The sequence below is a fragment of the Caulobacter sp. SRI_008 genome, from assembly GCF_057586355.1.
This window is the reverse complement of the sequence record NZ_JBYCZS010000037.1, coordinates 1-24,508: the sequence shown is the minus strand read 5'-3', so window position 1 is coordinate 24,508 and position 24,508 is coordinate 1. Positions and strand designations below refer to the sequence as shown.

Here is a 24,508-nt window from a genome sequence, read left to right as displayed (position 1 = left end):
CTTCCGACTGACCTTTCGGCGGGCAACCTCGCCGAGGACGGCCCGCCGCGCAACGCCCCGCAACCTGCTAGGCGAGCCCATTCCGAACTTGAACCGCCCGCTTGCGTTATCAGTCTGGCTGAAGGGAGACACGACCATGACCGCCCAATGGCGCATCGAGATCCGACTGGGCGAAGGCCACGCCCCCCTGCGCAGCGTCCTGGTCGAGGCCGACACCGAGGTCGAGGCCCTGCGCCAGGTGCTCGAAGAGGCCGAACGCGACCACGTCGCCGCCGAGGAGCTGCTGCTCGACGGCCAGGAAGAGGTGTTCTCCCGCACCGAGGTCAGCGAGGGGCACGTCGAGCATCAGGGCGAGGCCTGAGGCGTCGCTCGCCCGCACGCGCCGGGTGTGCGTGAAAACACAAATTCTACCTGTCGCCGCGTGATACGAGCCGCCCGTCTTGCGGCGATCCCCGTCTCCACGCGCGAGACGCGGCTGCCGGACGGGGCGGGGCGTTCAGGGGGAATAGATGGCTTGGCCGTTGCGCGGCGCGATGGCGGCCCTGGCCGCGACCTTCGGCCTGCTGGCCATGCTTTCGCCCTTGGCCGCGGCCGCTGCTGACGAGCCCCTGACCCCCGCCGCGATCGCGAAGTTCGAAAGCAAGCTGCGGGGCGCCCGCGTCGCCCAGGCCGCCATCGCCGCCCAGGTCGCCTGTTTCGAACAGCAGGACCGAGACAGGGTCAGGGAACGCGACGCCGGCCAGCTGCGCCTGGGCGGCCTGATCACCCGCCGCGACGAGCTGAACGCCACGCTCATCCAGCGCCGCGCCGAGTCCGAAGCCTTCCTGACGCGGCAACAAGAGGCCAGCCTCGCGCTATCCCCACTACGGGCCGAGCTCACGACCCTGACCGCCTACAAGAACGCCCAGGAACAGGCCGTTCGGGGCTGCAAGAACAGATGGACCATCATGAGCTTCCTCTGCGACTCGTCGGCGGAGCTCGCCAGCATCACCAGCCGGATCAGCGACATCGACCGCGAACTCGGCCCGATCGAGCGCAGGTACAACGAGGCCGCCGCCGATCTGGCAAGCTCCACCACGCGCTACAACGACAGCAAGGGCCTGCTCGACGCCACCGAGGCCGATATCACCTCGACCACCAACGAGATCACCGCCGCCGAAGCCGACATCGGCCGCCTGCAGGCCGTCCTGTCCAGCCTGAGGCCGGCGGTGCGCGACAGCGGGCTGCTGCTCGACAGCTTCTCGGATACGCTGGACGACGCCAGGCGGGCGCGCACCGCCGACGGCCAAAGGCGCGCGGCCCTGGCCGTACGCGACCTGGCTGCGCGGGTCGACGGCGCCCGCAGTCAGTCCGACGGCCTCCATGATCAGGCCAGAACGACCCTGGCCCAGCACGACCTCGCCGCCTGCCCGGCCTGAGGCCGCCGCCGCCAGGGAGACGGTCGAAAGACCCAGCGACAGCGCCGACCTCAAGCGCGCGCCGATGGAACCGAGGGCTCGCCTCAACCTTCGCGTTGACAACGTTGTCAAGTCGTGGCGCTCTCCACCCCAACGACCGCATTCGACGATCGAAGGGAGACCCCATGGGCGAAGGACCGCGCCTCGACCGCCGCGCGCTGCTGGCCGCCGGCGCCGCGCTGGGCTTGATGCCCACGCTCCCCGCCCTCGCCGCCGACCAGGAGGCCCGCGTCCGGTCGCTGCTGAAGCAGATGACCCTGAACGAGAAGATCGGCCAGACCCACCAGCCGGCCGGCGGGCGGCAGAAGGCGCTCAATTCCAAGATCGACGCGACGGCCCTGGAGCTGGTCCGCAAGGGCGGGGTCGGCTCGTACCTGCACGTGGCGGGGGCGGCGTTCCTGCGCGAGCTGCAACGCACGGCGGTCGAGGAGTCGCGGCTGAAGATCCCGCTGCTGTTCGCCATCGACGTGGTGCACGGCTTTCGCACCCTCTACCCCGTGCCGCTGGCCATGGCGGCGACGTTCGATCCGGAGATCGTGCGGGCCACCGCGCGGATGGCGGCGGTGGAGACGGCGGTCAGCGGCCTGCACTGGACCTTCGCCCCGATGGTCGACATCGCCCGCGACCCGCGCTGGGGCCGCATCGTCGAGGGGGCCGGCGAGGACCCCTATCTCGGCTCGGTGATGGCCGCGGCCCAGGTGCGCGGCTTCCAGGGCGAGGGTCTGTCGAGCAAGGACTCGATCCTGGCCTGCGCCAAGCATTTTGGAGCCTATGGCGCGGCGGCCGGCGGGCGCGACTACGACGCCGCCGAGCTTTCGGACCGCACGCTGAACGAGGTCTATCTTCCGCCCTTCCACGCCGCCGCGACAGCCGGCGCGGGCACGATGATGACCGCCTTCAACGACCTGAACGGCGCGCCGACCACCGCCAATGCCGCCCTGGTGCGCGGCGTGCTGAAGACCCAGTGGACCTGGCCGGGCCTGGTGGTCAGCGACTGGAACGCCATCCTCGAACTGATCAATCACGGCATCGCCGAAACGCCGGTCCAGGCCGCCGCCCTGGCCCTGAAGGCCGGGGTAGACATGGACATGGCCAGCGGCGTCTACGCCGCCCACCTGCAGACCGCGATCGCCGCCGATCCGTCGCTTGCGCCCCTGCTCGACCAGGCCGTGACCCGGATCCTGGCCGCCAAGATGCGGCTCGGTTTGTTCGACGATCCCTACCGCTTCGGCGATCCGGAACGGGAGAAGACGGTGTTCCTCAGCCCGCCGCACCGCGCCATCGCCCGCGAGGCGGCGCGCAAGGCCGTAGTGCTGCTGAAGAACGACGGCGGCCTGCTGCCCATCGCGCCCGCCACGAAGAAGATCGCCGTCATCGGCGCCCTGGCGACCGACAACCTCTCGCAGCTCGGCTCATGGAAGGCGCGCGGCCAGGCCGCCGACGTCGCCCCGCTGCTGCCCGCGTTGCAGGCCGCCGCGCCGGCGGGAACCGAGATCGTCCACGTCGCCGGCGCTTCGCCGCGCAGCCTTGATGAAAGCGGCATCCCCGCCGCCGTCGAGGCCGCCAGAGCCGCCGACCTCGTGCTGCTGATGGTCGGCGAGGACTTCGACCACAGCGGCGAGTCCCGCAGCCGCTCGGACCTGGCGCTCCCCGGCGCCCAAAGCGCCCTGGCTCGCGCCGTGCTGGCGACCGGCAAGCCCGTCGTCGTGCTGCTGCCGTCGGGCCGGCCGCTGGTCGCGCCCGAGGTGCTGGAGAAGGCCCCGGCGGTGCTGGCGACCTGGTTCCTCGGCGTCGAGGCCGGACCGGCCCTGGCCGACATCCTGTTCGGCAAGGCAGCCCCCGGCGGCCGCCTGCCCGTCGGCTTCCCGCGCGCCACGGGCCAGTCGCCAACCTTCTACGCCCACACGCCCAGCGGCCGCCCGGCCGATCCGGACCTGGCCAAGGACACCGCCCGCTACCACGACGTCGACATCGGCCCGCTGTTCCCGTTCGGCCATGGCCTGAGCTACGCGCCCTTCGCCTATTCCGACCTGGCGCTCGACCGCGAGACCGTCGCCCCCGGCGGGGCGGTGAGGATCGCCCTGACCGTGGCCAATACCGGCCAGGTCGCCGCCGACGAGGTAGTGCAGCTCTATGTGCGCGACCCGGTCGCCAGCGTCGCCCGGCCGGTCCAGGAACTGCGCGGCTTCATCCGTGTGACCCTCGCGCCCGGCGAAAAGAAGCGCGTCGCCTTCACCCTGACGCCCGCCCAGCTGGCGATCTGGAGCCCGGCGGGCTGGGTGATCGAGGCCGGCAAGGTCGAGGTGATGATCGGTTCGTCCTCGGCCGACATCCGCCTGCGCGGCGCCTTCACCATCACCGCGCCCGGCAAGGGCCGCGATCCGGCGACCGCCATCCTGACACCCGTGAGCGTAGCGTGAGCGGGCCGCTCTGGACCCTGCTGGTCGTCGCCGCGGGGGTGGCCCTGGTGGTCTTCGCCACGCTGAAGCTGCGCCTGCCGGCCTTCTTCGCCCTGCTGCTGACCGCCATCGCCGCCGGGATCGCCTTCGGGGCCGAGCCGGTCAGCGTGCTGGCCTCGGTGAAGAAGGGCGCGGGCGAGGCCCTGGGCTTCGTGGCGGTGATCCTGGGCCTGGGCTCGATCTTCGGGGCCCTGCTGGAGGCCGGCGGCGGAGTGGGCGTCATGGCCCGCGCCCTGCTCGACCGTTTCGGCGTGCGCCGCGCGCCCTGGGCCCTGGCGACGATCGGGGTGCTGGTGGGCATCCCGCTCTTTTTCGACGTCGCCCTGATCATCCTGGCCCCGCTGATGCTGGGCGTGGCCCAGCGCTCGGGCAAGGCCGTGGCCTTCGTCGCCCTGCCGGTGCTGGCGGGCCTGGCGGTGATGCACGGCCTGCTGCCGCCGCATCCCGGCCCGGTCGCCGCCGCCGAGCTGCTGCACGCCGACTATGGCCGCATCGCCCTGTGGGGCCTGGCCTGCGGGATCCCGGCCGTGCTGGTCGCAGGCCCGCTCTACGCCCTAGCCGCGTTTCGCAAGGGATCCTACGTCGCGCCGGAGACCTCACCCGTCGCCGACGACGGCGCCGCCGACGCCCTGATCGGCCTGTGGCCGGCCCTGGTCGGCATGCTGGCCCCGCTCGTCTTGATCGTCGCCGGCGCCGTGGCTCACGCCGCCTTGCCGGAGGGGCCGGTGCGCACTGGGCTTGAGTTCTTCGGCCACCCGTTCGTGGCCCTGGCTGTCGCCTGCGGCTACGCCTGGGTGCTGCTGCGCCGGCGCGGCGTCGAGCGCCAGCGGCTGCTGGTCATCGCCGGCAGGGCGCTGGAGCCTGCCGGGGCCATCGCCCTGGTCATCGGGGCGGGCGCGGCCTTCAAGCAGGTGCTGATCGACAGCGGCGCCGGCGCCCACCTGACCGCCGCCGTCGAAGGCGCGCGGCTCTCGCCGCTGGTCTTCGGCTTTCTGATCGCCGCGATCATGCGCATCGCCCAGGGCTCGGCGACCGTGGCCATGGTCGCCGCCGCCGGCCTGGCCGCCCCGCTGGCGATCGCGGCCGGGCTCGACGCCAACCAGGTCGCCCTGGTGGTGATCGGCATCGGCGCGGGGGCGACCGTCGTCAGCCACGTCAACGACGCGGGCTTCTGGCTGGTCGGGCAGTATCTGGGCCTGTCGGAGACCGAGACGTTCAGGAGCTGGACGGTGGCCTCAACGATGGCGGGGCTGGTCGCGTTCGCCGCGGCGGCCTTGGCGTCGGCGCTGGTCTAAATCAGTTTTTCAAACGCTCCCTAGCTCGTCATCCCGGCCGCAGCGAAGCGGAGAGCCGGGACCCAGGGGCCGCCGCACTGCGCTTGGCCCCTGGGTCCCGGATAAGCGCTGCGCGCTTTCCGGGATGACGAAATTGGTGCGAAGCGTAACCCCTACCGCAGCACGCCGCGCTTCGCCTGCCACCAGGCGTAGAGCATGAACAGCGCCAGCAGCACGGCGATCACCGCGCTGGTGACGGCCATCTGCTGACCCATCACCTTGCCGCCGTCGCTGAGGACGTAGGTGTAGACGAGGCTCAGCAGGAAGGCCGCCAGCGACACGGCGAACACCGGCGCCGAGAGCCTGTTACGCAGCAGGATCAGCACCGAGGCGGCGAAGGCCCCGAACACGCCGATCGCCCAGACCGCCGTCATCCAGCCCGGCATCCGCTGGTAGTGATCGATCTGGGCCTGGGTCATGCCGGCGCTGGCCATGTAGGCCGGCCCCTGGGCCATGCTCATCACGAAGTCGAAGACGCCGACGGAATTGAACAGCACGGCGACCGCGCCCACCAGCCACAGGTGCCAAGGCGTCTTGCTCTTGGTGTCGCTCATCATGCCCTCCCCAGGTCATGGTTTTCTTCTGGGGACGAGACTGCCTCAGGCGGCCCGGCGGCGATAGAGATAGTCGTCCGGCAGGCCCATGCGGCGCGAGGACTCCACGGCCGGCGAACCCTTGATCGGCACCTTGTCGGCGCTGGCCCCGGCCAGGCGCACCAGGCGGCGCTCGACGCCGTTCAGCTGCCAGGCCTCGCCCAGGCCCAGCCGCGCCCGCACCTCGACAGGGGTGATCGCCACGGCCGCCCGCACCAGCGGCTTCTGGATCAGCCGCAGCGGCCCCGGCAGCAGCGGAGTCGAGGTCATGATGTGGAGGAACTCGAAGACGATGTCCGAGGGCTCCAGGCTGGGCAGCATCAGGGCCATCTGCCGCTTCCACTCGGCCTCGCTGGTCGGGGCCCCGGTCGCGCCGTAGAGCCGCGCGCCGGGCGCGGCCTCGGCGAAGGCGGCGTCGCGCTCAGCCGGGGTCAGGGCGTGGGCGTAGGCGTGATAGGCCTCGATGAAGCCGAAGCTGGCCGTGGCCTGCACCCAATCCAGCAGCACCGGGTCGTTGGCCTGGTAGGCCACGCCGCCGGGCGTCTGGCCCGTCACATGGCCATGCATGCGCACCACGCCGGCGATCATCTTCTCGGCCGTCTCGCGCGGACCATAGACCGTGACCATGGCCGCCAGACCCGTGCGCTTCAGGCGCTTCAGCGGCTCGGCCTTGAAGCTGGAATGGTCCCAGACGCCCGAGCGCACGCGCGGCTCGGCCAGTTCCAGCAGCACCGCGGTGATGCCGCCGACGAACAGCGACACCGGGTTCTTGAACACCCGCCACGACACCGAGTCCGGCGCGATCAGCGCGGCCGCGCCCGGCGGGGCGGAGAAGTCGATCGCCGGTCCCCCGTCCGGCGTCAGCAGTCGCGCGGCGGCCCGCGAGAGGGGATCGGCCATCAGTTCACCCGTCGTTCGCGCCCGACCCAGTAGGGCTCGCGCAGTTGGCGGCGCAGGATCTTGCCCGAGGCGTTGCGCGGCAAGGCCTCGACGAAGTCCACGCTCTTGGGGGCCTTGAAGTGCGCGATCCGCGTGCGGGCGAAGGCGATGATGTCCTCGGCGTCGGGCGTGATCCCGGGCTTGGGCGCGACCACCGCCTTGACCGCCTCGCCCCACTTGTCGTCGGGCACGCCGATCACCGCCACCTCGGCCACATGCGGATGGCCGTAGACGGCGCTTTCCACCTCGGCCGGATAGATGTTCTCGCCGCCGGAGACGATCATGTCCTTCACCCGGTCGTGGATGAAGAGATAGCCGTCGTCGTCCAGGTAGCCGGCGTCGCCGGTGCGCAGCCAGCCGTCGGCGTCGATGGTCGCGGCGGTGGCCGCGTCCAGCTTCCAGTAGCCGGCCATGTTCGAGGCGCTGCGCACGGCGATCTCTCCGACGGTGTTCGCAGGCAGAACGCCGCCGGCCTCGTCGAGGATGCGCAGTTCGACGCCCGGCATCGGCAGGCCGGCCGAACGCATGCGGGTGTTGCCGGCCGGGTCGTGGTCTTCCGGCGGCAGATAGACCACCGTGCCGGTGGTCTCGGTCATGCCGTACTGCTGGACGAAGCCGCAGCCGAACACCTCGATGCTCTCGCGCAGCAAATCGAGCGGGATCGGCGCGGCGCCATAGAGGATGTAGCTCAGCCGCGAATAGTCGATCTGGCGGGCGCGGGGCAGGCGCACTACGATCTGCAGGGCGGCCGGCACCAGGAACATCTTCGACACCCGGTCGTGCTCGATGAAGTCGAGCACCTTGAAGGGATCGAACTCCCGCGCCACCACGCCCTTGGCCCCGTTGAATAGGCCCACCAGCCCCCAGCCCGTGCCGCCGATATGGGCCACCGGCATGGCCACCAGGCTGACGTCGTCGGGACCCCAGACGTTCCAGGGCATCGCCGTCTGCTCGGCGGCGGCCTTGCGCATGGCCAGCAGGTTGTCATGGGTCAGCATCGCGCCCTTGGGCTTGCCCGTCGTGCCCGAGGTGTAGAGCTGCAGCACCACGTCGGAGGGGCGCAGCGGCACGGCGGGATCGGCGTCGTCCTGGGCGTCGCGCCAGGCGGGGAAGGCCGCAAGATCGCCGCCGCCCTCCATCGCCACCACGGGCGGCTGGGGTCCGGCCAGCAGCTTGGCCACCTCGCCCACGTGCTCCACCAGTTCGGGGCCGACGAAGACCATCTTCGCCTCGGTGTCGGCGACGATGTAGGCGATCTCGGCCGGGGCCAGCCGCCAGCCGACCGGGGCCATCACCACCCCGGCCTTGGCCGCGCCGAGCAGCAGTTCGAAATAGCTGTCGCTGTTCTTGCCGACATAGGCGATGCGGTCGCCGGGCTTCAGCCCCTCGGCGAGCAGGGCGCGGGCCACCTGGTTGGTGCGGCGGTCGAGCTGCGCGAAACTGGTTTCGCGGCCCTCGAAGGCGAAGGCCACGGCGTCGGGCCGCACCTGGGCGTGATAGCGGGGCACGTCGCCCAGCGTCGGCATGCGGGCGAAATCGACGGCGTCCTGGATCATCGCTGCTCTCCCGGTGAAGCCGTCTGACGCGGCCGTTCGAAGAACATGGTTTTCGGCGTGACCCCGGGTAAGTCAACGTCGGGTGGAGGGGCCGAGTCGAAGACCGGTGGAATGGCGCGTTGAGTCGTCCCCGCGACCGGCCGTAAGCTGTGACTCGAAAGCCGCGAGGAAAAGCACACCCATGACCAGCTTCCTCCTGCGCCGCGAGCAGCGCGGCCTGCTGATCTCGGTCATACTGGGCCTGGTGGTTGCGCCGCTGCTGCTGCTGCTGACCACCTGGGAAATCCAGCGCGAGTTCACCCGCGGCCGCATGCTGCGCGACGCGGTCGACCACTCCTACGAACAGCGCATGCAGCTGCAGACGGTGTTCTCGCTGATGCAGGACGCCGAGACCGGCCAGCGCGGCTTCGTCATCACCGGCCAGGACCGGTTCCTGGAGCCCTACGACGCCGCCCAGCGCCGCCTGCCCAGCCAGCTGGCCTCGCTGCGCGCTCTTCGCCAGCGCGACGTCGGCGACCTGATCGCAAACGACGATCCGGTCTTCGATCGCCTCGAAGCCCTGATCGAGCAGAAGCAAAAGACGATGGCCGAGGGCATCCGCCTGCGCCGCGAACAGGGACACGACGCGGCCCGCACCCTGATCTCCAGCGGCAAGGGCAAGGTGATCATGGACGAGATCCGCCTCGTCACCCGCGAGCTCCAGGCCTCTGACAAGGCCGCCCTCGACCGCCGCATCGCCGCCAACGACGCCCTGACCCTGCGCACCGAACGCCTGACCCAGACCCTGTTCGCGGTGCTGGTGGTGTTCCTGCTGGCGGCCTTCATCCTGCTGTCGCGCCAGATCCGCGCCCGCCAGCAGCTGTTCACCGTGGCCCAGGCCACGGCCGGGCGGCTGGACGCCATCCTCGACAACGCCCAGGACGCCGTCATCACCCTCAATCCCAGCGGCACCATCGAAACGGTCAACAAGGCGGCCGAGACCATGTTCGGCCTGCCGCGCGAAACCTTGGTCCGCCGGGCGCTGTCGCAGTTCGTGGACCTGCCCGACCGCGGCCAGCTGTTCGTCCAGCACCTGGCCGGCGGCGACGACCTGTCCAAAGGCGTGCTGCGCGAGTTCGTCGCTTACCGCACCGATGGGAGCACCTTCCCCGTCGAAGCCTCGATCGGCCTCGTCCGCCTGCCCGAGGGCGAGCGCATCACCGCCTCGGTGCGCGACATCTCCGAGCGCCGCCGGGTGGAGAAGCTGAAGGCCGAGTTCGTCTCGACCGTCAGCCACGAGCTGCGCACGCCCCTGACCTCGATCGCCGGGTCGCTGGGCCTGCTGGTCGGCGGGGCGGCCGGCGCCCTGCCCGAGCGCGCCGCGCGCCTGCTGGGCATCGCCCACAGCAACTGCCAGCGGCTGGTGCGGCTGATCAACGACATCCTCGACATCGAGAAGATCGAATCCGGCCAGATGGAGTTCGACCTCCGCCCCCTCGACCTCGGCGACCTGGCCCAGCGGGCGGTGGACGGCATGGGCGGGCTCGGCGGCCAGATGGGCGTGACCTTCAAGCTCGACGTGGCGCCGAACCTGCCGCCGGTGCGCGGCGACGCCGACCGCCTGACCCAGGTGGCCGCCAACCTGCTGTCGAACGCCGCCAAGTTCTCACCGCCCGACGGGGTGGTCGAGGTCAGGGTCTACGCCCCGCGCCCCGACCTGTTGCGCTTCTGCGTCCGCGACCACGGGGCCGGCGTGCCCGAGGCCTTCCGCGACCGCATCTTCTCGAAGTTCGCCCAGGCCGACGCCTCAGACACCCGCGCCAAGGGCGGCACGGGCCTGGGCCTGGCCATCTCGCGCGAGATCGTTCAGCGCCACGGCGGCCGGCTGTGGTTCGAGTCCGAGCCCGGCCAGGGCGCGACCTTCCAGTTCGAGCTGGCGACCGTCGAGACCCGCCCCAGGACGATCGAGGCCGGCGACGGCGGGGCCCGCGTCCTGCTGTGCGAGGACGATCCCGACATCGCCGAGATCCTGTCCCAGGCCCTGCGCGAGGCCGGGGTGCGCGTGCACACCGTCGGCGACGTGGCCTCGGCCCGGGCGGTGCTGGAGATCGGCGGCTTCGACGCCTTCGTCACCGACGTGCGCCTGCCCGACGGCAGCGGCCTCGACTTGCTGCGCCGCCTGCGCGCCGACGCCAACACCCGCGACATCCCCGCCCTGGTGATTTCGGCCGAGGCCGCCGAGGGCCGGGGCGAGGCGCTGGACGTGGTCGACTGGCTGCAGAAGCCGATCGACCTGGAGCGCCTGCGCACCGCGGTCCATCGGGCCGTCAACGGCCACGCCGACACCCGCCGCATCGACGTGCTGCACGTCGAGGACGACCGCGACGTCCACGCCGTGGTCCGCGACGCCCTGCTGGACCGCTGCACCGTCCGCCACGCCGACAGCGTGCGGACCGGCCGCGCCGCCCTGTCGCTGGCCAGGCCCGACGTCGTGATCCTCGATCTCGGCCTCGGCGACGGCAACGGCGTGGAGCTGCTGGGCGACCTGCACGACGGCGACGACCCGGTTCCGGTCATCGTGTTCTCGGCCCAGCCCATCGAGGACAAGGCCCTGGCGGCCTCGGTCGACGCGGTGCTGACCAAGTCCAAGACCACTCTGGACCAGCTGGCCCGAACTGTGCGCAAGCTCGCCGCGGACGCCGATTCCAAGAGACGCCGATGACCGACCTGAAGCTCCTTTACGTCGACGACGAGGCCGACATCCGCGAGGTGGCGACCTTCTCGCTGGAGCTGGATCCGGGCATCGAGGTGCGGGCCGCCGACGGCGGCGCCGAGGCCTTCGCCATGCTCGACCGCGACGCCTGGCGCCCCGACGTGGTGCTGCTGGACGTGATGATGCCCGACATGGACGGCCCGGCCGTGCTGGCGCGCTTACGCGAGCGCGGCGACCTCGACGGCGCGCCGGTGATCTTCATCACTGCCCGCGCCCAGGCCGAGGAGCGCGCCCGCCTGCTGGGCTTCGGCGCGGCCGACGTCATCACCAAGCCGTTCGACCCGATGACCTTGGCCCAGGACGTGCGGGCGATCCTGGCGCGATGAACGACCCCCTCGCCCCGCTGCGCGCCAAGTTCCTCGCCCGCGCGGCGCAGGACCTGGCGCTGCTGCGCTCGGACGAGGCCTCGATCAAGGACCGCCACTACGTCGTCCACCGCCTGGCCGGCGCGGCCGGCGTGTTCGGCTACGCCGAGGTCACCGAGCTGGCCCGCGATCTCGACGACCTGCTCCTGGCCCAGGGCGACGCCCCACCGGAGGCGTTTTCCGCGCTGATTTCGGCGCTGGAAGGCCTGGAAGCCTAGGCGCCTCGCCCATTTTCATCGAAATCGGCGGCGCCTTAACGGAATAGGCGGGGTTGCGCCCGATTTTGCCCTCGAGTTCGAACGGGACGAGCGGGTACGGCGTCATGTTTGCAGTAAAGCGTTTCGAGGGCGAGGCGAGCCAGACCCGCCTGCTGCTGTCGCTGATCGCCGCCTACGCCGTCGCCATCGCCTATTGCGACCTGCTGACCCGGGGCCCGTCGGGCATGGCCTCGATGTGGCCGTGCAACGGCCTGCTGGCCGCCGGGCTGATGCTGCTGACGCCCGGCCGCAGCGCGATCCTGCTGGTGCTCAGCGCCGCCAGCCACCTGCTGCTCGACGGCCTGGGCGGCACGCCGCCGGCCATGACCGTGCTGTTCACGACGCTGGACTCGACCGAGGCGGTGCTGATCGCCCTGGTGCTGTCCAAGGCCTTCGGCGGGCCGCCGCGGCTGAAGAACCTGGGCCGCGCCGCGCGGGCGGTCGGCCTGGCCCTGCCGGTGACGGTGACCCTGGCCGTGGTCGGCGCCTTCGCGACCGCGCCGATGCTGCACGTGCCCCTGCCCGTGCTGATCAAGAACTGGCTGTTCATCAACATCCTGGGCATGAGCGTCGGCCTGCCCGCCGCCCTGATCCTGTTCGATCCCCGGATGAAGCGCGGCTTCGAGCGCTCGCCCTGGGAGAAGGCCGCCTGCTACGCGGCGGTCGGCGTCGCCGCCCTGGCGGCGTTCGGCCGTCCGGGCCACACCCTGCCGTTCCTGGTGTTCCCGGCCGGAGTGCTGGTGGCCTTCCGGCTGGGCCCCAAGGGCGCGGCCTGGTCGACCCTGATCACCGCCGCCATCGCCACGCCGCTCAGCGTGCTGGGCATCGTCGCCGAGGCCGCGACGAGAGCCCAGGCGTCCGAGCGCGCCCACGCCCTGCAGCTGCTGGTCAGCGCCCTCTTCTTCACCTGCCTGGCCGCCGCCCTGGTGCTGGCCAACCAGCAGCGCCTCAAGCAGTTGCTGGTGCGCCGTCAGGCCCTGGCGCGGCAGGCCCAGGCCCGCGCCCAGGCCGCGAGCCTGGCCAAGACCGAGTTCCTGGCCACCATGAGCCACGAGATCCGCACGCCGCTGAACAGCGTGCTGGGCTTCACCCGCCTGCTGGCCGACCGCGACGACCTGGCCCCCGAGGCCCGCCGCCACGTGGCGCTGATCGACGGCTCCGGCGGCGCCCTGCTGACCCTGGTCAATGACGTGCTCGACTTCTCGCGGGTCGAGGCCGGCCGGGTCGAGCTGGAGATCGCGCCGGCCCGGGCCGAGACCGTGCTGCGCGACGCCGCCGCCATCGTCGCCCAGGACGCCCAGGCCAAGGGCCTGGCGCTGGAGATCGAGGTCGTCGGCGACGCCGATCGCCACCACGGCCTGGACGCCGCCCGCCTGCGTCAGGTGCTGCTCAACCTGCTCAACAACGCCGTCAAGTTCACCCCGGCCGGCAAGGTGACCGCCCGCCTGATCGTCACGCCCGGTCCCGACGGCGACCACCTTCGGATCGAGGTCAGCGACACCGGCATCGGCGTGCCGCCGCAGCTGCGCGACCGGCTGTTCCAGCGCTTCTCGCAGGGCGACAGCTCGGTCACCCGCGCCTTCGGCGGCGCGGGTCTGGGCTTGGCGATCAGCAAGGCGCTGGTCGAGTTGATGGACGGGCGGATCGGCATGGAGGCCAACCCCGACCAGGGCTCGACCTTCTGGATCGAGCTGTCGGCCGAGGCGTGCGACGCGCCCCGCCACACGCCGCTGGCCGCCGCCGGCCGGATCGCCGGAACCCGCGTCCTGCTGGTCGACGACCACCCGATGAACCGCGAGATCGGCGGCGCCTTCCTGACCCTGGCCGGCTGCGAGGTGACCACCGCCGACAACGGCCGGCAGGCGGTCGAGATGGCCCAGGCCGGCGGCTTCGACGTCGTGCTGATGGACATCCACATGCCCGGCATGGACGGTCTGACCGCCACCCGCGCCATCCGCGCCCTGCCCGGCCCTGCGGCGAGCGTGCCGATCATCGCCATGAGCGCCGACGCCCTGCCCCAGCAGGTCGCCCAGTGCCGCGAGGCCGGCATGGTCGACCACGTCGCCAAGCCGATCCAGAAGGAGCTGCTCTACGCGACGATCGAGACCTGGGCGGGGGAACGCGAGGCGGCCTGAGGCCTGTCCCTCGCTCGTCATGGATCTGGGGTCGAAAAACCCAAGTTCAAGAATTGCCGGCCGGCGAATTATGCGCAGGTTGTAGCGCCTTCGACGCGGGGCCGCGGCCCCATCGACAAGGGCCCCGACCATGACCTCCACGACCGCGTTCTATCACGGCACGAAGGCTGACCTGCGAACCGGCGACCTGATCGGCGCCGGCTACGCCTCCAACTACGGCCAGGGCCGGACGGCGGCCTATGTCTATTTCAGCGCCACCCTCGACGCGGCGACCTGGGGCGCGGAACTTGCGCGGGGCGAGGGCCCTGGCCGGATCTACATCGTCGAGCCGACGGGTCCGTTCGAGGACGACCCCAACCTCACCGACAAGAAGTTCCCCGGCAATCCGACCCTGTCGTACCGCACCAAGGATCCGCTGCGGGTGGTCGGCGAGGTGACCGACTGGACGGGGCATCCCCCCGAGCAGCTCCAGGCCATGCGCGACCACCTGGCCCGGCTTGATGCTGAGGGGGTCGAGGCGATCGAGGACTGAGGCCTCCTGGCCCCGGCCCTTTTTTTCTCCGAGCATCCCCGCGAAGGCGGGGATCCAAGCCGAGTTTGCGGATAGCCCACGGCCGCGCCACATCCTGAAAGCCAGCTTGGATCCCCGCCTTCGCGGGGAAAGACGGAGTTGGGGTGGCATGAGGGGCGTAACCTCACCCCCAACCGCCGCAACCCGCCCCAGGCCGCTGTCGCAGCCCCCGCCAGCCGGCCATCACGGCGGCCATGGACAGCCTCTTCTCCCCCACCCTCGCCCTGCACATCGCCTGCGGCTTCATCGCCGTGGCCGCCGGCCTCATTCCGCTGCTGGCCCGCAAGGGCTCGCGCCTGCACCGGCTGTCGGGACGGGTCTATGTGGCGGTGATGGGCACGCTGCTGGCGGCGGCCTGGGTGATGACGGTCCTGCACTTCAACGCCTATTTCGCCGCCCTGTCGGCGACGGCCAGCATCGGCCTGTTCTCCGGCTTCCGGGTGCTGGGCCGCAAGCGCCCCGACCTCGATCCGCGCCAGCGCGCCCGGCCCCTGGACTGGGCGGCGGCCCTGGCCGTGGTCGCCATCGGCGCCTGGGTGGTGGTCCTGCTGCTGACCGGCGCCTCGAAGAGCCCGCGCCTGCCGACCCTTGGCCTGGCCTACGCCGCCTTCGCCTTCGGCGGCTGGGACCTCTGGCGGTTCGCGCGGCCCGCCGGCTGGCCGTTCAGCCCCGACCTCTGGACCTACGAGCATCTAGCGAAGATGCTGTCCGCCTACGGGGCGGTGATCAGCGCCTTCTCGGGCAACTTCCTGACCTTCCTGCCGACGCCATGGAGCCAGCTCTGGCCGACCCTGCTGTTCCAACCGCTGGCCATGGGCTGGATCGCGGTGCTGATCATCCGGCGGCGGCGAACCCCATTGCCCGCTTGATGGGCGCCCGCTTGATGGTCGCCCCGACCAGCGCCTGGGTCTGGGCCTTCACCGCCTACAGCTGGACCATGACCACGGTCAGCGCCGCCTGGTTCGCCCGCCGGTTCGCCGCCGATCGCGGCGAGGCGCTGGACGTCTTCGCGTCGCTGCTCTGGCAAGGCTCGATCTACGCCGCCTGGCTGCCGGCGGCGGCGATCGTCTGGCTGATCCTGCGCCGGTTCGGGGCCGGGGCGCGCGGCGTGGCGGCGAGCTTCGTCGCGGGGATCGCCGTGGTTCCGGCGCAGGCGGCGATCTCCAGCCTGGTCGACGCCGGCTTTCTCGGCGCGGGCGATTTCGGGGCGCGGATGCTGGGGCGGACACCGGTCTGCCTGCTGCTCTATTCGGCCATCGTCGCGGTCGGACTGGCGGCCGTCCACCACCGCCGCGCCGCCGAGGCCCGGGCCCGCAACGCCCTGCTGGAGACCGCCCTGGCCGAAGCTCGCGCCGTCGCTCCCGCGCCCGAGACCGAGCGGCTGATGGTGATGTCGGGCGCCCGGCGCATCCCGGTCGATATCTCGACCGTCGAGTGGTTCGGCGCGGCCGACAACTATGTCGTCGTCCACTGGGCCGATCGCGAGGGGGCCGGCCGCGAGGGCCTGCTGCGCGCCACGCTCCAGGGACTGGAGACGCGGCTGGACCCCCGCCTCTTCGCCCGCGCCCACCGCTCGAGCCTGGTCAACCTCGCCCACGTACGCGAGGCCCAGCCGCTGTCGGACGGCTCCTGGCGGCTGACCCTGGCCAGCGGCGGCGAGGTGGTGACCAGCCGGACCTATCGGGACGCGCTGCTGGAGCGGCTGGGCGGTCGGGGCGGCTGAGGGGTTTCAGCGCCCTCCCCCTTTCTCCCGTCATTCCCGCCCTTGTGGCGGGAAACCCTCTGTCAGCCGCAAGGGCAGTTGGGGCGACGTGCTCAGCACGTCGCTTGCGCCTCACTTGCGAGCGGAACCAGGGGTTCCCGCCACAAGGGCGGGAATGACGGGAGGATAAGGATCAGGTCGCCCCCCTCAGCTCCCCGGGCACGCCACATGCGCGTCGGTCGGCTCCAGGCGGATCTCGCGGAAGGCCAGCTTGAAGCCGGCCTGCGCCGACAGCACCACCGGCGAGGAGATGCGGCTCATGTCCGCCCCCGCCGCCTTGAGGCACGAGAGCTTGATCTGGGTCTTGCGCCACTCGCCCACCGGGGCCTCGGCGAAGATCTTCGTGACGTCCACCCCGCCGGCGCAGCCCTCGCCGCACGACACCGAGAAACCCACCGGTCCCGGCGCCTTGGCCTCGACGCGGTAGGTCAGGGCGATCGACAGGTCGCCGGTGGTCTGGCGGGTGAGGTCGGCCGGCGGGCCGTTGACCAGCAGCGCGCCGGGACCGGTCCAGGCCGCGAGGCGGGCGTCCTCCTGGGCGGCGGCGTCGATGGCGGTCAGGGTCACCCCGCCGGCGGTCGACAGCAGCCACGGCGCCGGCGCGCGGCCAGCGACGAAGTACTTGTCGACATTGGCGCTGGCGCCGCTGACGCCCGACACCTCGGACAGCTGCGCCACCTTGCCGGGCTTGGCGTAGGACAGGCCGTAGCCATAGGCGAACTGCGGGTCGTAACCGGCGTCGCCCTGGTTCAAAGGCCCCTGATCAGCGCGCTTGGGCCAACTGAACGACAGCTTGCCGGTGAAGTCGCGCCTGGTCTTGCCGCTCTTACCCGCCACCAGCACATCGGCCACCCCGCCGCCTTCCGAGCCCGGCAGCCAGGCCGCGACGAAGGCGTCCGAGGCGTTGATCTCCGGGTTCGCCCACAGCGGCCGGCCGCTGAGGAACACCGCCACCACCGGCACGCCCTGAGCTTTCAGCTTCTTGAGCAGGGCCAGATCGGTCTTGTCGCCCGGCTGGTATTCCAAGTGCTGCAGGTCGCCCTGGAACTCGGCGTAGGGCGTCTCGCCGAACACCACCACGGCGACATCCGGCTTGTCGGCGAACGAGCCGTCCTTCGACAGGGTCGCCTTGCCGCCCGAGGCCTCGACGGCTTCCTTCAGGCCGCTCCAGATCGACTGCGCATTGGGGAAGTCGGCGTTGGTGTTGCCCGTGCCCTGCCAAGACAGGGTCCAGCCGCCGGCCGCCTTGCCGATGTCGTCGGCGTCGCCGGCCACCAGCACCTTCGCCCCGGCCTTGATCGGCAGCACGCCGTCGTTCTTCAGCAGCACCAGGGATTTCGCCACCGCCTCGCGGGCCAGGGCGCGATGGTCGGGCGCGCCGACGCGCTCGAAGCGGCCCTGCACGGGCGGGGCAACGCGGTCGAACAGCCCGGCCTTGACCTTCACCCGCAGGATCCGCCGCACGGCGTCGTCCAGCCGCGCCATCGGGATCTCGCCGGCCTCGACCTGCTTCAGCGTATTGTCGAACAGGCCCTGCCAGCTGTCGGGGGCCATGTACATGTCGAGGCCCGCGTTCAGGGCCTGCGGGCACGAGACGTTGGAGCAGCCGTCGACCTGGCCGTGGGCGTTCCAGTCGCCGACCACGAAGCCGGTGAAGCCCAGGCGGTCCTTCAGCACGTCGGTCAGCAGGGTCTTGTTGCCGGTATGCTTGACGCCGTTCCAGCTGGAGAACGAGGCCATCACCGTCAGGATGCCGGCGTCGATGCTGGGCGGATAGCCCTGGGCGTGCAGGCGGACGAGGTCGGCTTCCGACACCACCGCGTCGCCCTGGTCCTTGCCGCCCGTGGTGCCGCCATCCGCCAGGAAGTGCTTGGCGCTGCCGGCAATGTGGCCGGCCTCCAGCGCCTTGCCGGCGACGAGCTTGCCCTGCAGGCCCAGCGTCATGCGGCCGGCGTAGCTTTTGACGATCTCCGGATCTTCGCCATAACCCTCGTAGCTGCGGCCCCAGCGGTCGTCGCGCGGCACGGCCACCGTCGGACCGAAGGTCCAGTCGCCGCCGCTGACCGCCACCTCCTCGGCCGTGGCCTTGCCGATGCGCTCGATCAGGTCGGGGTCGCGGGTCGCGCCCAGGCCGATGTTGTGCGGAAAGAGGGTCGCGCCGACGAGGTTGTTGTGGCCGTGCACGGCGTCGATGCCGAACATGATCGGGATGGCCACGTGGCCGTCGCGCGGTTCGAGAGAGACGGCGCGGAACAGGTCGACGAAATCGGCCCATTCCTTGGCCATCGCCTTGTCGGCGCCATTCGGGCCCGAGCTGCCGCCGGCCAGGATCGAGCCCAGCGGATAGTCGCGCAGCTGTTCGGGACGGATCGAGCCGATGTCGGCCTGGATCGTCTGGCCGACCTTCTCGCGCACCGACATCTTGGCCACCAGCGCCGTGATCTTCGCTTCCGTCGCCGCATCGGTCAGGGCGGCGGGGCTCCTGGCGGCGGGCCAAGCGGCGACGTGGGCCGCGGCCTCGCCCGCCGGTGCGAGCGTCTGCGCGCCGGCGAGACCGGTCAGGCTGGTGGCGGCCAGCAGGGCCAGGGCGGAAACACGGAACGGCGTCACGGCGACCTCGATCGAAAAAGAGGCGCGGCGGCAAAGGGGAAGGAGCCGCCGCGCCCAAAGCACGCCGCGGGAGCAGCGTCATGGGATGAGACGTCGAGGGCGGACGCCGCGCGCGGAAGTCCGCACGCGCGATCGCGCATGGCCTTGGCCTCCCGTCGCGGGGTCGTCTGCTCGCGACCGCCTCACATCGATACGAGACAACGTTGTCTTACTTGATGTCAACACGATTCAATTTGTCCACTTGAGGACAAATTGGCCGATATCCTTTCCAGAAAAGGCGAATACGCAGAAGAGAATTTTTCTGACAACGATGTCTTACTGAGACTTTCGCACACTCTATTGAAGGCCGAAGACCGCGAACCGGCTCGACTCGGCCGCCGGGGCCGGGCTATCGCTAGGCCAGCGCGCCGATAGCCGGCGACGGGGGGCCGATGCGCAACGTCACCATCGTCCATGTGGCCGAAAAGGCCCGGGTCTCGGTCAAGACCGTCTCGCGCGTGGTCAACAACGAGCCGACCGTCACCCCCGACCTGCGCGCCCGCGTCGAGGCGGCCATCGAGCAGCTGGGCTACAGCCCCAACATCGCCGCCCGGCGGATGGGCGGCGGCCGCTCGTTCCTGATCGTCGCCTTCAACGACCGCACCCTGACCCTGGAGAACTGGCGCAGCGACCGCGGCAACAACTGGATCGACCGCATGCAGTACGGGGCCATGCTCCGCTGCGACGTCCACGGCTACCACCTGCTGTGCGAACTGATCGACCTGGAGTCCGACCAGCTGGCCCGGCGCGTGCAGCACGTGCTGTCCACCCTGCGGCCCGACGGCGTGATCCTGACGCCGCCCAACTGCGAGGACCCGACGGTGCTGGCCGCGCTGAAGAAGGCCCAGATCCCGTTCGTGCGCCTGGGCTCGGCCCAGGCCGGCCCCGGCGCGCGGGTGCGGATGGACGACGCCGCCGCCGCCCGCCAACTGACGGAGCACCTGCTCACGCTCGGCCACCGCCGCGTCGGCTTCGTCACCGGCAGCCCGCGCTTCCTGGCCAGCCGCGCCCGCGAGGACGGCTATCGCGACGCCCTCGCCAAGGCCGGCCTGCCCGTCGACGAGACCCTGCTGGTTCCGGGCGACTTCACCTTCGAGGGCGGGGTCGCCGCCGCCGAGGCCCTGCTGAGCCGCGCCGACCGGCCCACCGCCATCCTGGCCGGCAACGACGAGACCGCTCTGGCGGTGATGCACGTCGCCCGGCGGCTGTCGGTCTCCATCCCCGGCGAGCTGTCGCTGGCCACCTTCGACGACACCCCCAGCGTGCGCCTGTCGCTGCCGCCCTTGACCACGGTGCGCCAGCCGGTGGCCGAGATGGCGGCCGAGGCCGTCGATATCCTGGTGGCCTGCGCCGCCGCCAAGGACGGCAAGCCGCCGCGCGGCGACCGTCTGCTGCCGTTCGAACTGGCCCTGCGCGCCTCGACGGCGCCGCCGCCTGCGGGCTGACCAAGCCCCGCGACGGGATGTCGCGGGGAACTTGACCGACAAGGCCGCTCACCCTCTTGTCTTGCGACTTCAAGTTGGAGCCGCTCGCGTTTGGCCAGAGATATGACCCAGGTCGACGCCGCAACCGCCGCAGCCGGGCCGCCCACCGTAAGGCGGCGCCTGCTGATCATGGCGCTGTGTCTCGTCGCGCCCGCCATCGTGTTCATGGCCCTGCTGGCCCGCGCCGAATACGGCCAAAGCCGGGGCCGTTACGAGCAGCAGCTGGTGGCCACCACCCGGGCGCTGGGCCTGGCCGTCGATCGCCAGCTGGCCCAGGGCCAGAGCACCCTGCAGGCCCTCTCGGTCTCGCCCGCTCTCGCTTCCGGCGACCTTGAGAGTTTCGAGCGCCAGGCCCGCGCCGCCATCGGCGCCGACGCGGCCTGGATCGTGCTGATCTCGCCCCGAGGCCAGGTGGTCAACACCCGCCTGCCGCCCGGCCAGGCCCCGCCCCGCAGCGCCGGCCTGCCGCCCGAACGCTGGGCCGCCGTACGCTCGGGCCGCACCACCGTCTCGAACCTGACCTTCGGCAAGGTGGTCAAGCAGCCGATCGTGGCCATCGACATGCCGGTGATCGTCGCCGGCGAGCTCTACGACCTGGCCTATATCCAGACCCCCGCGGCCTTCGCCCCGCTGTTCGCCGCCCAGGGCGTGCCGCACAGCTGGACGGCCAGCATCGTCGATCGCAACGCCAAGCTGGTGGCGCGCTCGCGCGACCAGGAAAAGATGCTGGGCCGCTCGGCCAGCCGGCCGATGCTGGACGCCATGGCGCGCGACAACGACGGCGTGCTCGAGACCTACACCCTCGACGGCACCCCCACCCTGTCGGCCTTCAGCCGCTCGGCCGCCTATGGCTGGACCTTCATCGTCGGCGTGCCGCGCGCCGAGCTGGAGCGCGCCAACCTGTCGTCCCTGGCCCTGCTGGTCACGGCCGGCCTGGCCCTGCTGGCCATCGGGGCCACGGCCGCCCTGCTATTCTCGCGCGGCATCTCGGGCGAGGTGCGGGCCCTGGTGGCCGACGCCCGGATCATGGCCGCCGGCGGCGAGATGCCGGCCCAGACCAGCGGCGGCCTGCGCGAGATCGGCGAGGTGCGCGAGGCCCTGCACGCGGCCTCCAGCCAGTTGCGGGCCCGCGAGGCCGGCGAAAAACGCGCCGCCGCCCGCCAGCAGCTGATGATCAACGAGCTGAACCACCGGGTGAAGAACACCCTGGCGACGGTGCAGTCCCTGGCCCTGCAGAGCCTGGGCCGCGGCGAGGCCGCCCCCGGCTTCAACGCCTTCAACGAGCGGCTCTACGCCCTGGCCCGCGCCCACGACCTCCTGACCCGCACCGTGTGGGAGAGCGCCGACCTGACCGACGTCGTGCGCCAGACGCTGGAGCCCTATGGCGACCGCGCCCGCTGCGAGGGGCCGCCGGCCGCCCTGCCGCCCAGCGCCGCGCTGGCCCTGTCGATGGTCTTCCACGAGCTGGCCACCAACGCCAGCAAGTACGGCGGCCTTTCCACCCCCAACGGCCGGGTGGAGGTGACCTGGCGTCGCGATCCGCTGGATCCGCAGCGCCTGGCCCTGCGCTGGGTCGAGAGCGGCGGACCCAAGCTGGACGGCCCGCCGCAGCGCAAGGGCTTCGGCTCGCGCCTGATCGCCGCCAGCCTGCGCAATGAACTGAAGGGCGAGGCCGTGTTCGAATACCTGCCCACGGGCCTGGTCTGCGCCCTGTCGGTGCGTCTGCCCGATCCGTCCGGCGCCCAAGCTTTGGGCGACGAGCCCTCGCTGTCCGACGCCTGAACAGGCAGCCGCGGGCGCGGGCGCGAAGCGCCGGCCCGGCGCTTGACCGCCGTTCTTCGGCTCATGGTGATGGTCGATCCGCTCTGCACCCATCCTGGGGCGCCGTCGGATCGATCGTATTGCTTCGCCGCGTAGATTGATCTTCCATGACGCTCAGGATGCACGCCGCAGAGCCGCACCTGAGGGAAGAGCGTTCATGATCGCCACAGATGACTCCGTGATGCTGCCGGCCCGGCCCGAGCCGATCCCGCTGGCGCCCGAGCGCACGGCCGTCATCGTCATCGACATGCAGAACGCCTACGCCTCGCCGGGCGGCTATCTGGATCTGGCCGGCTTCGACATCAGCGGCGCGGCCGCCTGCATCCAGCAGATCAAGGGCGTGCTCGAAACGGCCCGCGCGGCCGGCATGCAGGTGATCTATTTCCAGAACGGCTGGGACGACCAGTATGTCGAGGCCGGCGGTCCCGGCTCGCCCAACTGGTGGAAGTCCAACGCCCTGAAGACCATGCGCGCCAAGCCCGAGCTGCAAGGCAAGCTTTTGGCGCGCGGCCAGTGGGACTACGAGCTGGTCGACGAGCTCGCGCCCCAGCCCGGCGACATCCAGCTGCACAAGACCCGCTATTCCGGCTTCTTCAACAGCCAACTCGACAGCGTGCTGCGCAGCCGCAACATCAAGAACCTGGTCTTCGTCGGCATCGCCACCAACGTCTGCGTGGAGTCGACCCTGCGCGACGGCTTCTTCCTCGAATATTTCGGCACGGTGCTGGAGGACGCCACCCACCAGGCCGGTCCCGAGTTCGTGCAGAAGGCCACGCTCTACAACATCGAGACCTTCTTCGGCTGGGTCTCGACCGTGGCCGACTTCAAGGGCGCGTTCGGCCAGATCGCGCCGAAGTAGGCGTGTCGAGCGCTTGGCCAGCAAGGTTTTCCGTCTTCGGACGGAATGAAGAACTTAATTATCAGAAGGACAGGACCCGATGCCCAAGACCGTCATCACCCCGCCCGGCACGGGCACGCCGATCGCCCCGTTCTCGCCGGGCACGCTGGCCGACGGGATCGTCTACGTCTCGGGCACCCTGGCCTTCGACAAGGACAACAACGTCGCCCATGTCGGCGACGCCGAGGGCCAGACGCGGCAGGTGCTGGAGACCATCAAGTCGGTCATCGAGACGGCCGGCGGCACGATGGAGGACGTGACCATGAACCACATCTTCCTGACCGACTGGGCCAACTACCAGACCATCAACAAGGTCTATGCCGAGTACTTCCCGGGCGACAAGCCGGCCCGCTACTGCATCCAGTGCGGCCTGGTGCGCCCCGATTTCCTGGTCGAGATCGCCACCGTCGCCCACATCGGCAAACGCTGATCCGTATGATCCTGGCCCCGTCACTTTTCCTCCGAGCCTCCCCGCGAAGGCTGGGACCCAAGCCGAGTCTACGGATCTTGGCTCGGCCGCGCCTGCCCCCGAGAGTCAGCTTGGGTCCCCGCCTTCGCGGGGATGAGCGGATTGGGGTGCGGACATGACGTCGGGCACAGTCGACGGCCTGTACTACGAACTCCACGGCGGTCCGGTGGCCGGCCGCGAGGTCGTGCTGCTGTCGTCGGGCCTGGGCGGTTCGGGCAGCTTCTGGGGGCCGCAGATGGCGGCGCTGACGGCGCGCTGGCCGGTCGTGCTGTACGACCACCGCGGCACCGGCCGCAGCGTTCGCGAACTGCCGACCGACGAGCCCTACGCCGTCGCCGACATGGCCGACGACATCGTCAAGGTGCTGGACGCCCTGGGGATCGCCAAGGCCCATGTCGTCGGCCACGCGGCCGGCGGCAACGCGGGCCTGGCGCTGGCGCTGGCGCACCCCGATCGCCTCGGCAAGCTGGCGGTCGTCAACGGCTGGTCGCGGCCCGATCCGCACATCAGGCGCTGCTTCGACACCCGCCTGCATCTGCTGAACGACACCGGCCCGGCGGCCTATGTGCACGCCCAGGCCCTGTTCCTCTATCCGGCGACCTGGATCTCGGAAAACAGCGAGCGCCTTGCCGCCGAGGAGCCGCACCACGTGGTCGGCTTCCCGCCCAAGGCGGTGATGCTGGCCCGCATCGGCGCCCTGCTGGCCTTCGACGTCGACGCCGACCTGCCGCGCATCACCCACCCGGTGCTGGTCAGCGCCACCGCCGACGACATGCTGGTGCCCGTCACCTGCGCCCATCGCCTCGCCGAACGCCTGCCCAACGCGACGCTCGACGTGCTGCCCTGGGGCGGCCATGCCTCGACGGTGACGGATGCGGAGAGGTTCAACGCTTCGCTCGTGCGGTTCCTGGAGGGGGACGGATGAGCGGGGATCACGAACCAGATCCTCCCCCTCTGGGGGAGGTGGCCCAGAGGGCCGGAGGGGGCCAGCGCGGCGCTGGGGGGAG

Annotated in this window: 20 protein-coding genes and 1 pseudogene; 17 read left to right on the top strand and 4 right to left on the bottom strand. The window is 71.1% G+C overall.

Features of this window, described 5'->3' with window-relative positions; genetic code table 11:
* Window positions 1-136: 136 nt before the first annotated feature.
* The 5 genes and pseudogenes from AC2YHT_RS24005 to AC2YHT_RS23985 all read left to right on the top strand — a co-directional run.
* A complete protein-coding gene (locus tag AC2YHT_RS24005; protein WP_487292345.1) occupies window positions 137-361 on the top strand; it encodes a hypothetical protein in 225 nt (74 codons plus the stop codon).
* Window positions 362-509: 148 nt separating this feature from the next.
* Window positions 510-1,418, top strand: a complete 909-nt coding sequence (locus AC2YHT_RS24000) for a hypothetical protein (protein WP_487292344.1) — start codon at window positions 510-512, stop codon at window positions 1,416-1,418.
* A gap of 164 nt (window positions 1,419-1,582) precedes the next feature.
* Complete coding sequence (locus tag AC2YHT_RS23995; RefSeq protein ID WP_487292343.1) at window positions 1,583-3,877, top strand: glycoside hydrolase family 3 N-terminal domain-containing protein; 2,295 nt, start codon at window positions 1,583-1,585, stop codon at window positions 3,875-3,877.
* The gene (locus AC2YHT_RS23990; RefSeq protein WP_487292342.1) at window positions 3,874-5,211 is read left to right on the top strand and encodes a GntP family permease; all 1,338 of its coding nucleotides are present in this window, start codon (window positions 3,874-3,876) and stop codon (window positions 5,209-5,211) included. The genes AC2YHT_RS23995 and AC2YHT_RS23990 overlap by 4 nt, the downstream gene beginning before the upstream one ends.
* Window positions 5,212-5,213: 2 nt before the next feature.
* Window positions 5,214-5,313: pseudogene (locus tag AC2YHT_RS23985) on the top strand (hypothetical protein); the annotation flags it as partial.
* Window positions 5,314-5,363: 50 nt separating this feature from the next.
* On the opposite strand, the gene AC2YHT_RS23980 reads toward AC2YHT_RS23985, so the two are convergent.
* Genes AC2YHT_RS23980 through AC2YHT_RS23970 form a run of 3 tightly spaced genes read right to left on the bottom strand, consistent with a single transcriptional unit; the run spans window position 5,364 to window position 8,335 of the window.
* A complete protein-coding gene (locus AC2YHT_RS23980; RefSeq protein ID WP_487292341.1) occupies window positions 5,364-5,804 on the bottom strand; it encodes a hypothetical protein in 441 nt (146 codons plus the stop codon).
* 45 nt (window positions 5,805-5,849) lie between these two features.
* The gene (locus AC2YHT_RS23975; RefSeq protein WP_487292340.1) at window positions 5,850-6,743 is read right to left on the bottom strand and encodes an oxygenase MpaB family protein; all 894 of its coding nucleotides are present in this window, start codon (window positions 6,741-6,743) and stop codon (window positions 5,850-5,852) included.
* Complete coding sequence (locus AC2YHT_RS23970) at window positions 6,743-8,335, bottom strand: fatty acid--CoA ligase (RefSeq protein WP_487292356.1); 1,593 nt, start codon at window positions 8,333-8,335, stop codon at window positions 6,743-6,745. The genes AC2YHT_RS23975 and AC2YHT_RS23970 overlap by 1 nt, the downstream gene beginning before the upstream one ends.
* Window positions 8,336-8,519: 184 nt before the next feature.
* Here AC2YHT_RS23970 and AC2YHT_RS23965 point away from each other — a divergent pair, with 184 nt between their 5' ends.
* The 7 genes from AC2YHT_RS23965 (at window position 8,520) to AC2YHT_RS23935 (ending at window position 16,141) form a co-directional block, all read left to right on the top strand.
* Entirely contained in the window at window positions 8,520-11,039 is a 2,520-nt protein-coding gene (locus AC2YHT_RS23965; protein WP_487292339.1) for a CHASE3 domain-containing protein, read from the top strand.
* Complete coding sequence (locus AC2YHT_RS23960) at window positions 11,036-11,416, top strand: response regulator (RefSeq protein ID WP_110119282.1); 381 nt, start codon at window positions 11,036-11,038, stop codon at window positions 11,414-11,416. The genes AC2YHT_RS23965 and AC2YHT_RS23960 overlap by 4 nt, the downstream gene beginning before the upstream one ends.
* Window positions 11,413-11,673, top strand: coding sequence for an Hpt domain-containing protein (locus AC2YHT_RS23955; RefSeq protein WP_487292338.1), 261 nt, complete (start codon window positions 11,413-11,415; stop codon window positions 11,671-11,673). The genes AC2YHT_RS23960 and AC2YHT_RS23955 overlap by 4 nt, the downstream gene beginning before the upstream one ends.
* A 104-nt stretch (window positions 11,674-11,777) precedes the next feature.
* The gene (locus AC2YHT_RS23950) at window positions 11,778-13,847 is read left to right on the top strand and encodes an ATP-binding protein (protein ID WP_487292337.1); all 2,070 of its coding nucleotides are present in this window, start codon (window positions 11,778-11,780) and stop codon (window positions 13,845-13,847) included.
* Between the two features lie 130 nt (window positions 13,848-13,977).
* Window positions 13,978-14,379, top strand: a complete 402-nt coding sequence (gene arr, locus AC2YHT_RS23945; RefSeq protein ID WP_487292336.1) for an NAD(+)--rifampin ADP-ribosyltransferase — start codon at window positions 13,978-13,980, stop codon at window positions 14,377-14,379.
* A gap of 233 nt (window positions 14,380-14,612) precedes the next feature.
* On the top strand, window positions 14,613-15,287 hold the full coding sequence (locus tag AC2YHT_RS23940) for a DUF2306 domain-containing protein (protein WP_487292335.1): 675 nt from the start codon (window positions 14,613-14,615) through the stop codon (window positions 15,285-15,287).
* Between the two features lie 14 nt (window positions 15,288-15,301).
* Window positions 15,302-16,141 (top strand): LytTR family DNA-binding domain-containing protein, encoded by an 840-nt coding sequence (locus AC2YHT_RS23935; protein ID WP_487292334.1) that lies wholly within the window; start codon window positions 15,302-15,304, stop codon window positions 16,139-16,141.
* A 186-nt stretch (window positions 16,142-16,327) separates the two neighbouring features.
* Here the strand turns inward: AC2YHT_RS23935 and AC2YHT_RS23930 are convergent, their stop codons facing one another.
* Complete coding sequence (locus tag AC2YHT_RS23930; protein WP_487292333.1) at window positions 16,328-18,790, bottom strand: glycoside hydrolase family 3 protein; 2,463 nt, start codon at window positions 18,788-18,790, stop codon at window positions 16,328-16,330.
* Between the two features lie 431 nt (window positions 18,791-19,221).
* On the opposite strand from AC2YHT_RS23930, the gene AC2YHT_RS23925 reads away from it, so the two are divergent.
* The 5 genes from AC2YHT_RS23925 (at window position 19,222) to rutD (ending at window position 24,426) form a co-directional block, all read left to right on the top strand.
* A complete protein-coding gene (locus tag AC2YHT_RS23925; protein WP_487292332.1) occupies window positions 19,222-20,274 on the top strand; it encodes a LacI family DNA-binding transcriptional regulator in 1,053 nt (350 codons plus the stop codon).
* Between the two features lie 102 nt (window positions 20,275-20,376).
* On the top strand, window positions 20,377-22,095 hold the full coding sequence (locus tag AC2YHT_RS23920; protein ID WP_487292331.1) for a sensor histidine kinase: 1,719 nt from the start codon (window positions 20,377-20,379) through the stop codon (window positions 22,093-22,095).
* 196 nt (window positions 22,096-22,291) lie between these two features.
* Window positions 22,292-22,993 (top strand): pyrimidine utilization protein B, encoded by a 702-nt coding sequence (rutB, locus tag AC2YHT_RS23915; protein ID WP_487292330.1) that lies wholly within the window; start codon window positions 22,292-22,294, stop codon window positions 22,991-22,993.
* A gap of 79 nt (window positions 22,994-23,072) precedes the next feature.
* Window positions 23,073-23,462, top strand: a complete 390-nt coding sequence (gene rutC / locus AC2YHT_RS23910; protein WP_198578727.1) for a pyrimidine utilization protein C — start codon at window positions 23,073-23,075, stop codon at window positions 23,460-23,462.
* Between the two features lie 154 nt (window positions 23,463-23,616).
* On the top strand, window positions 23,617-24,426 hold the full coding sequence (gene rutD, locus AC2YHT_RS23905) for a pyrimidine utilization protein D (protein ID WP_487292329.1): 810 nt from the start codon (window positions 23,617-23,619) through the stop codon (window positions 24,424-24,426).
* Window positions 24,427-24,508 lie beyond the last annotated feature (82 nt).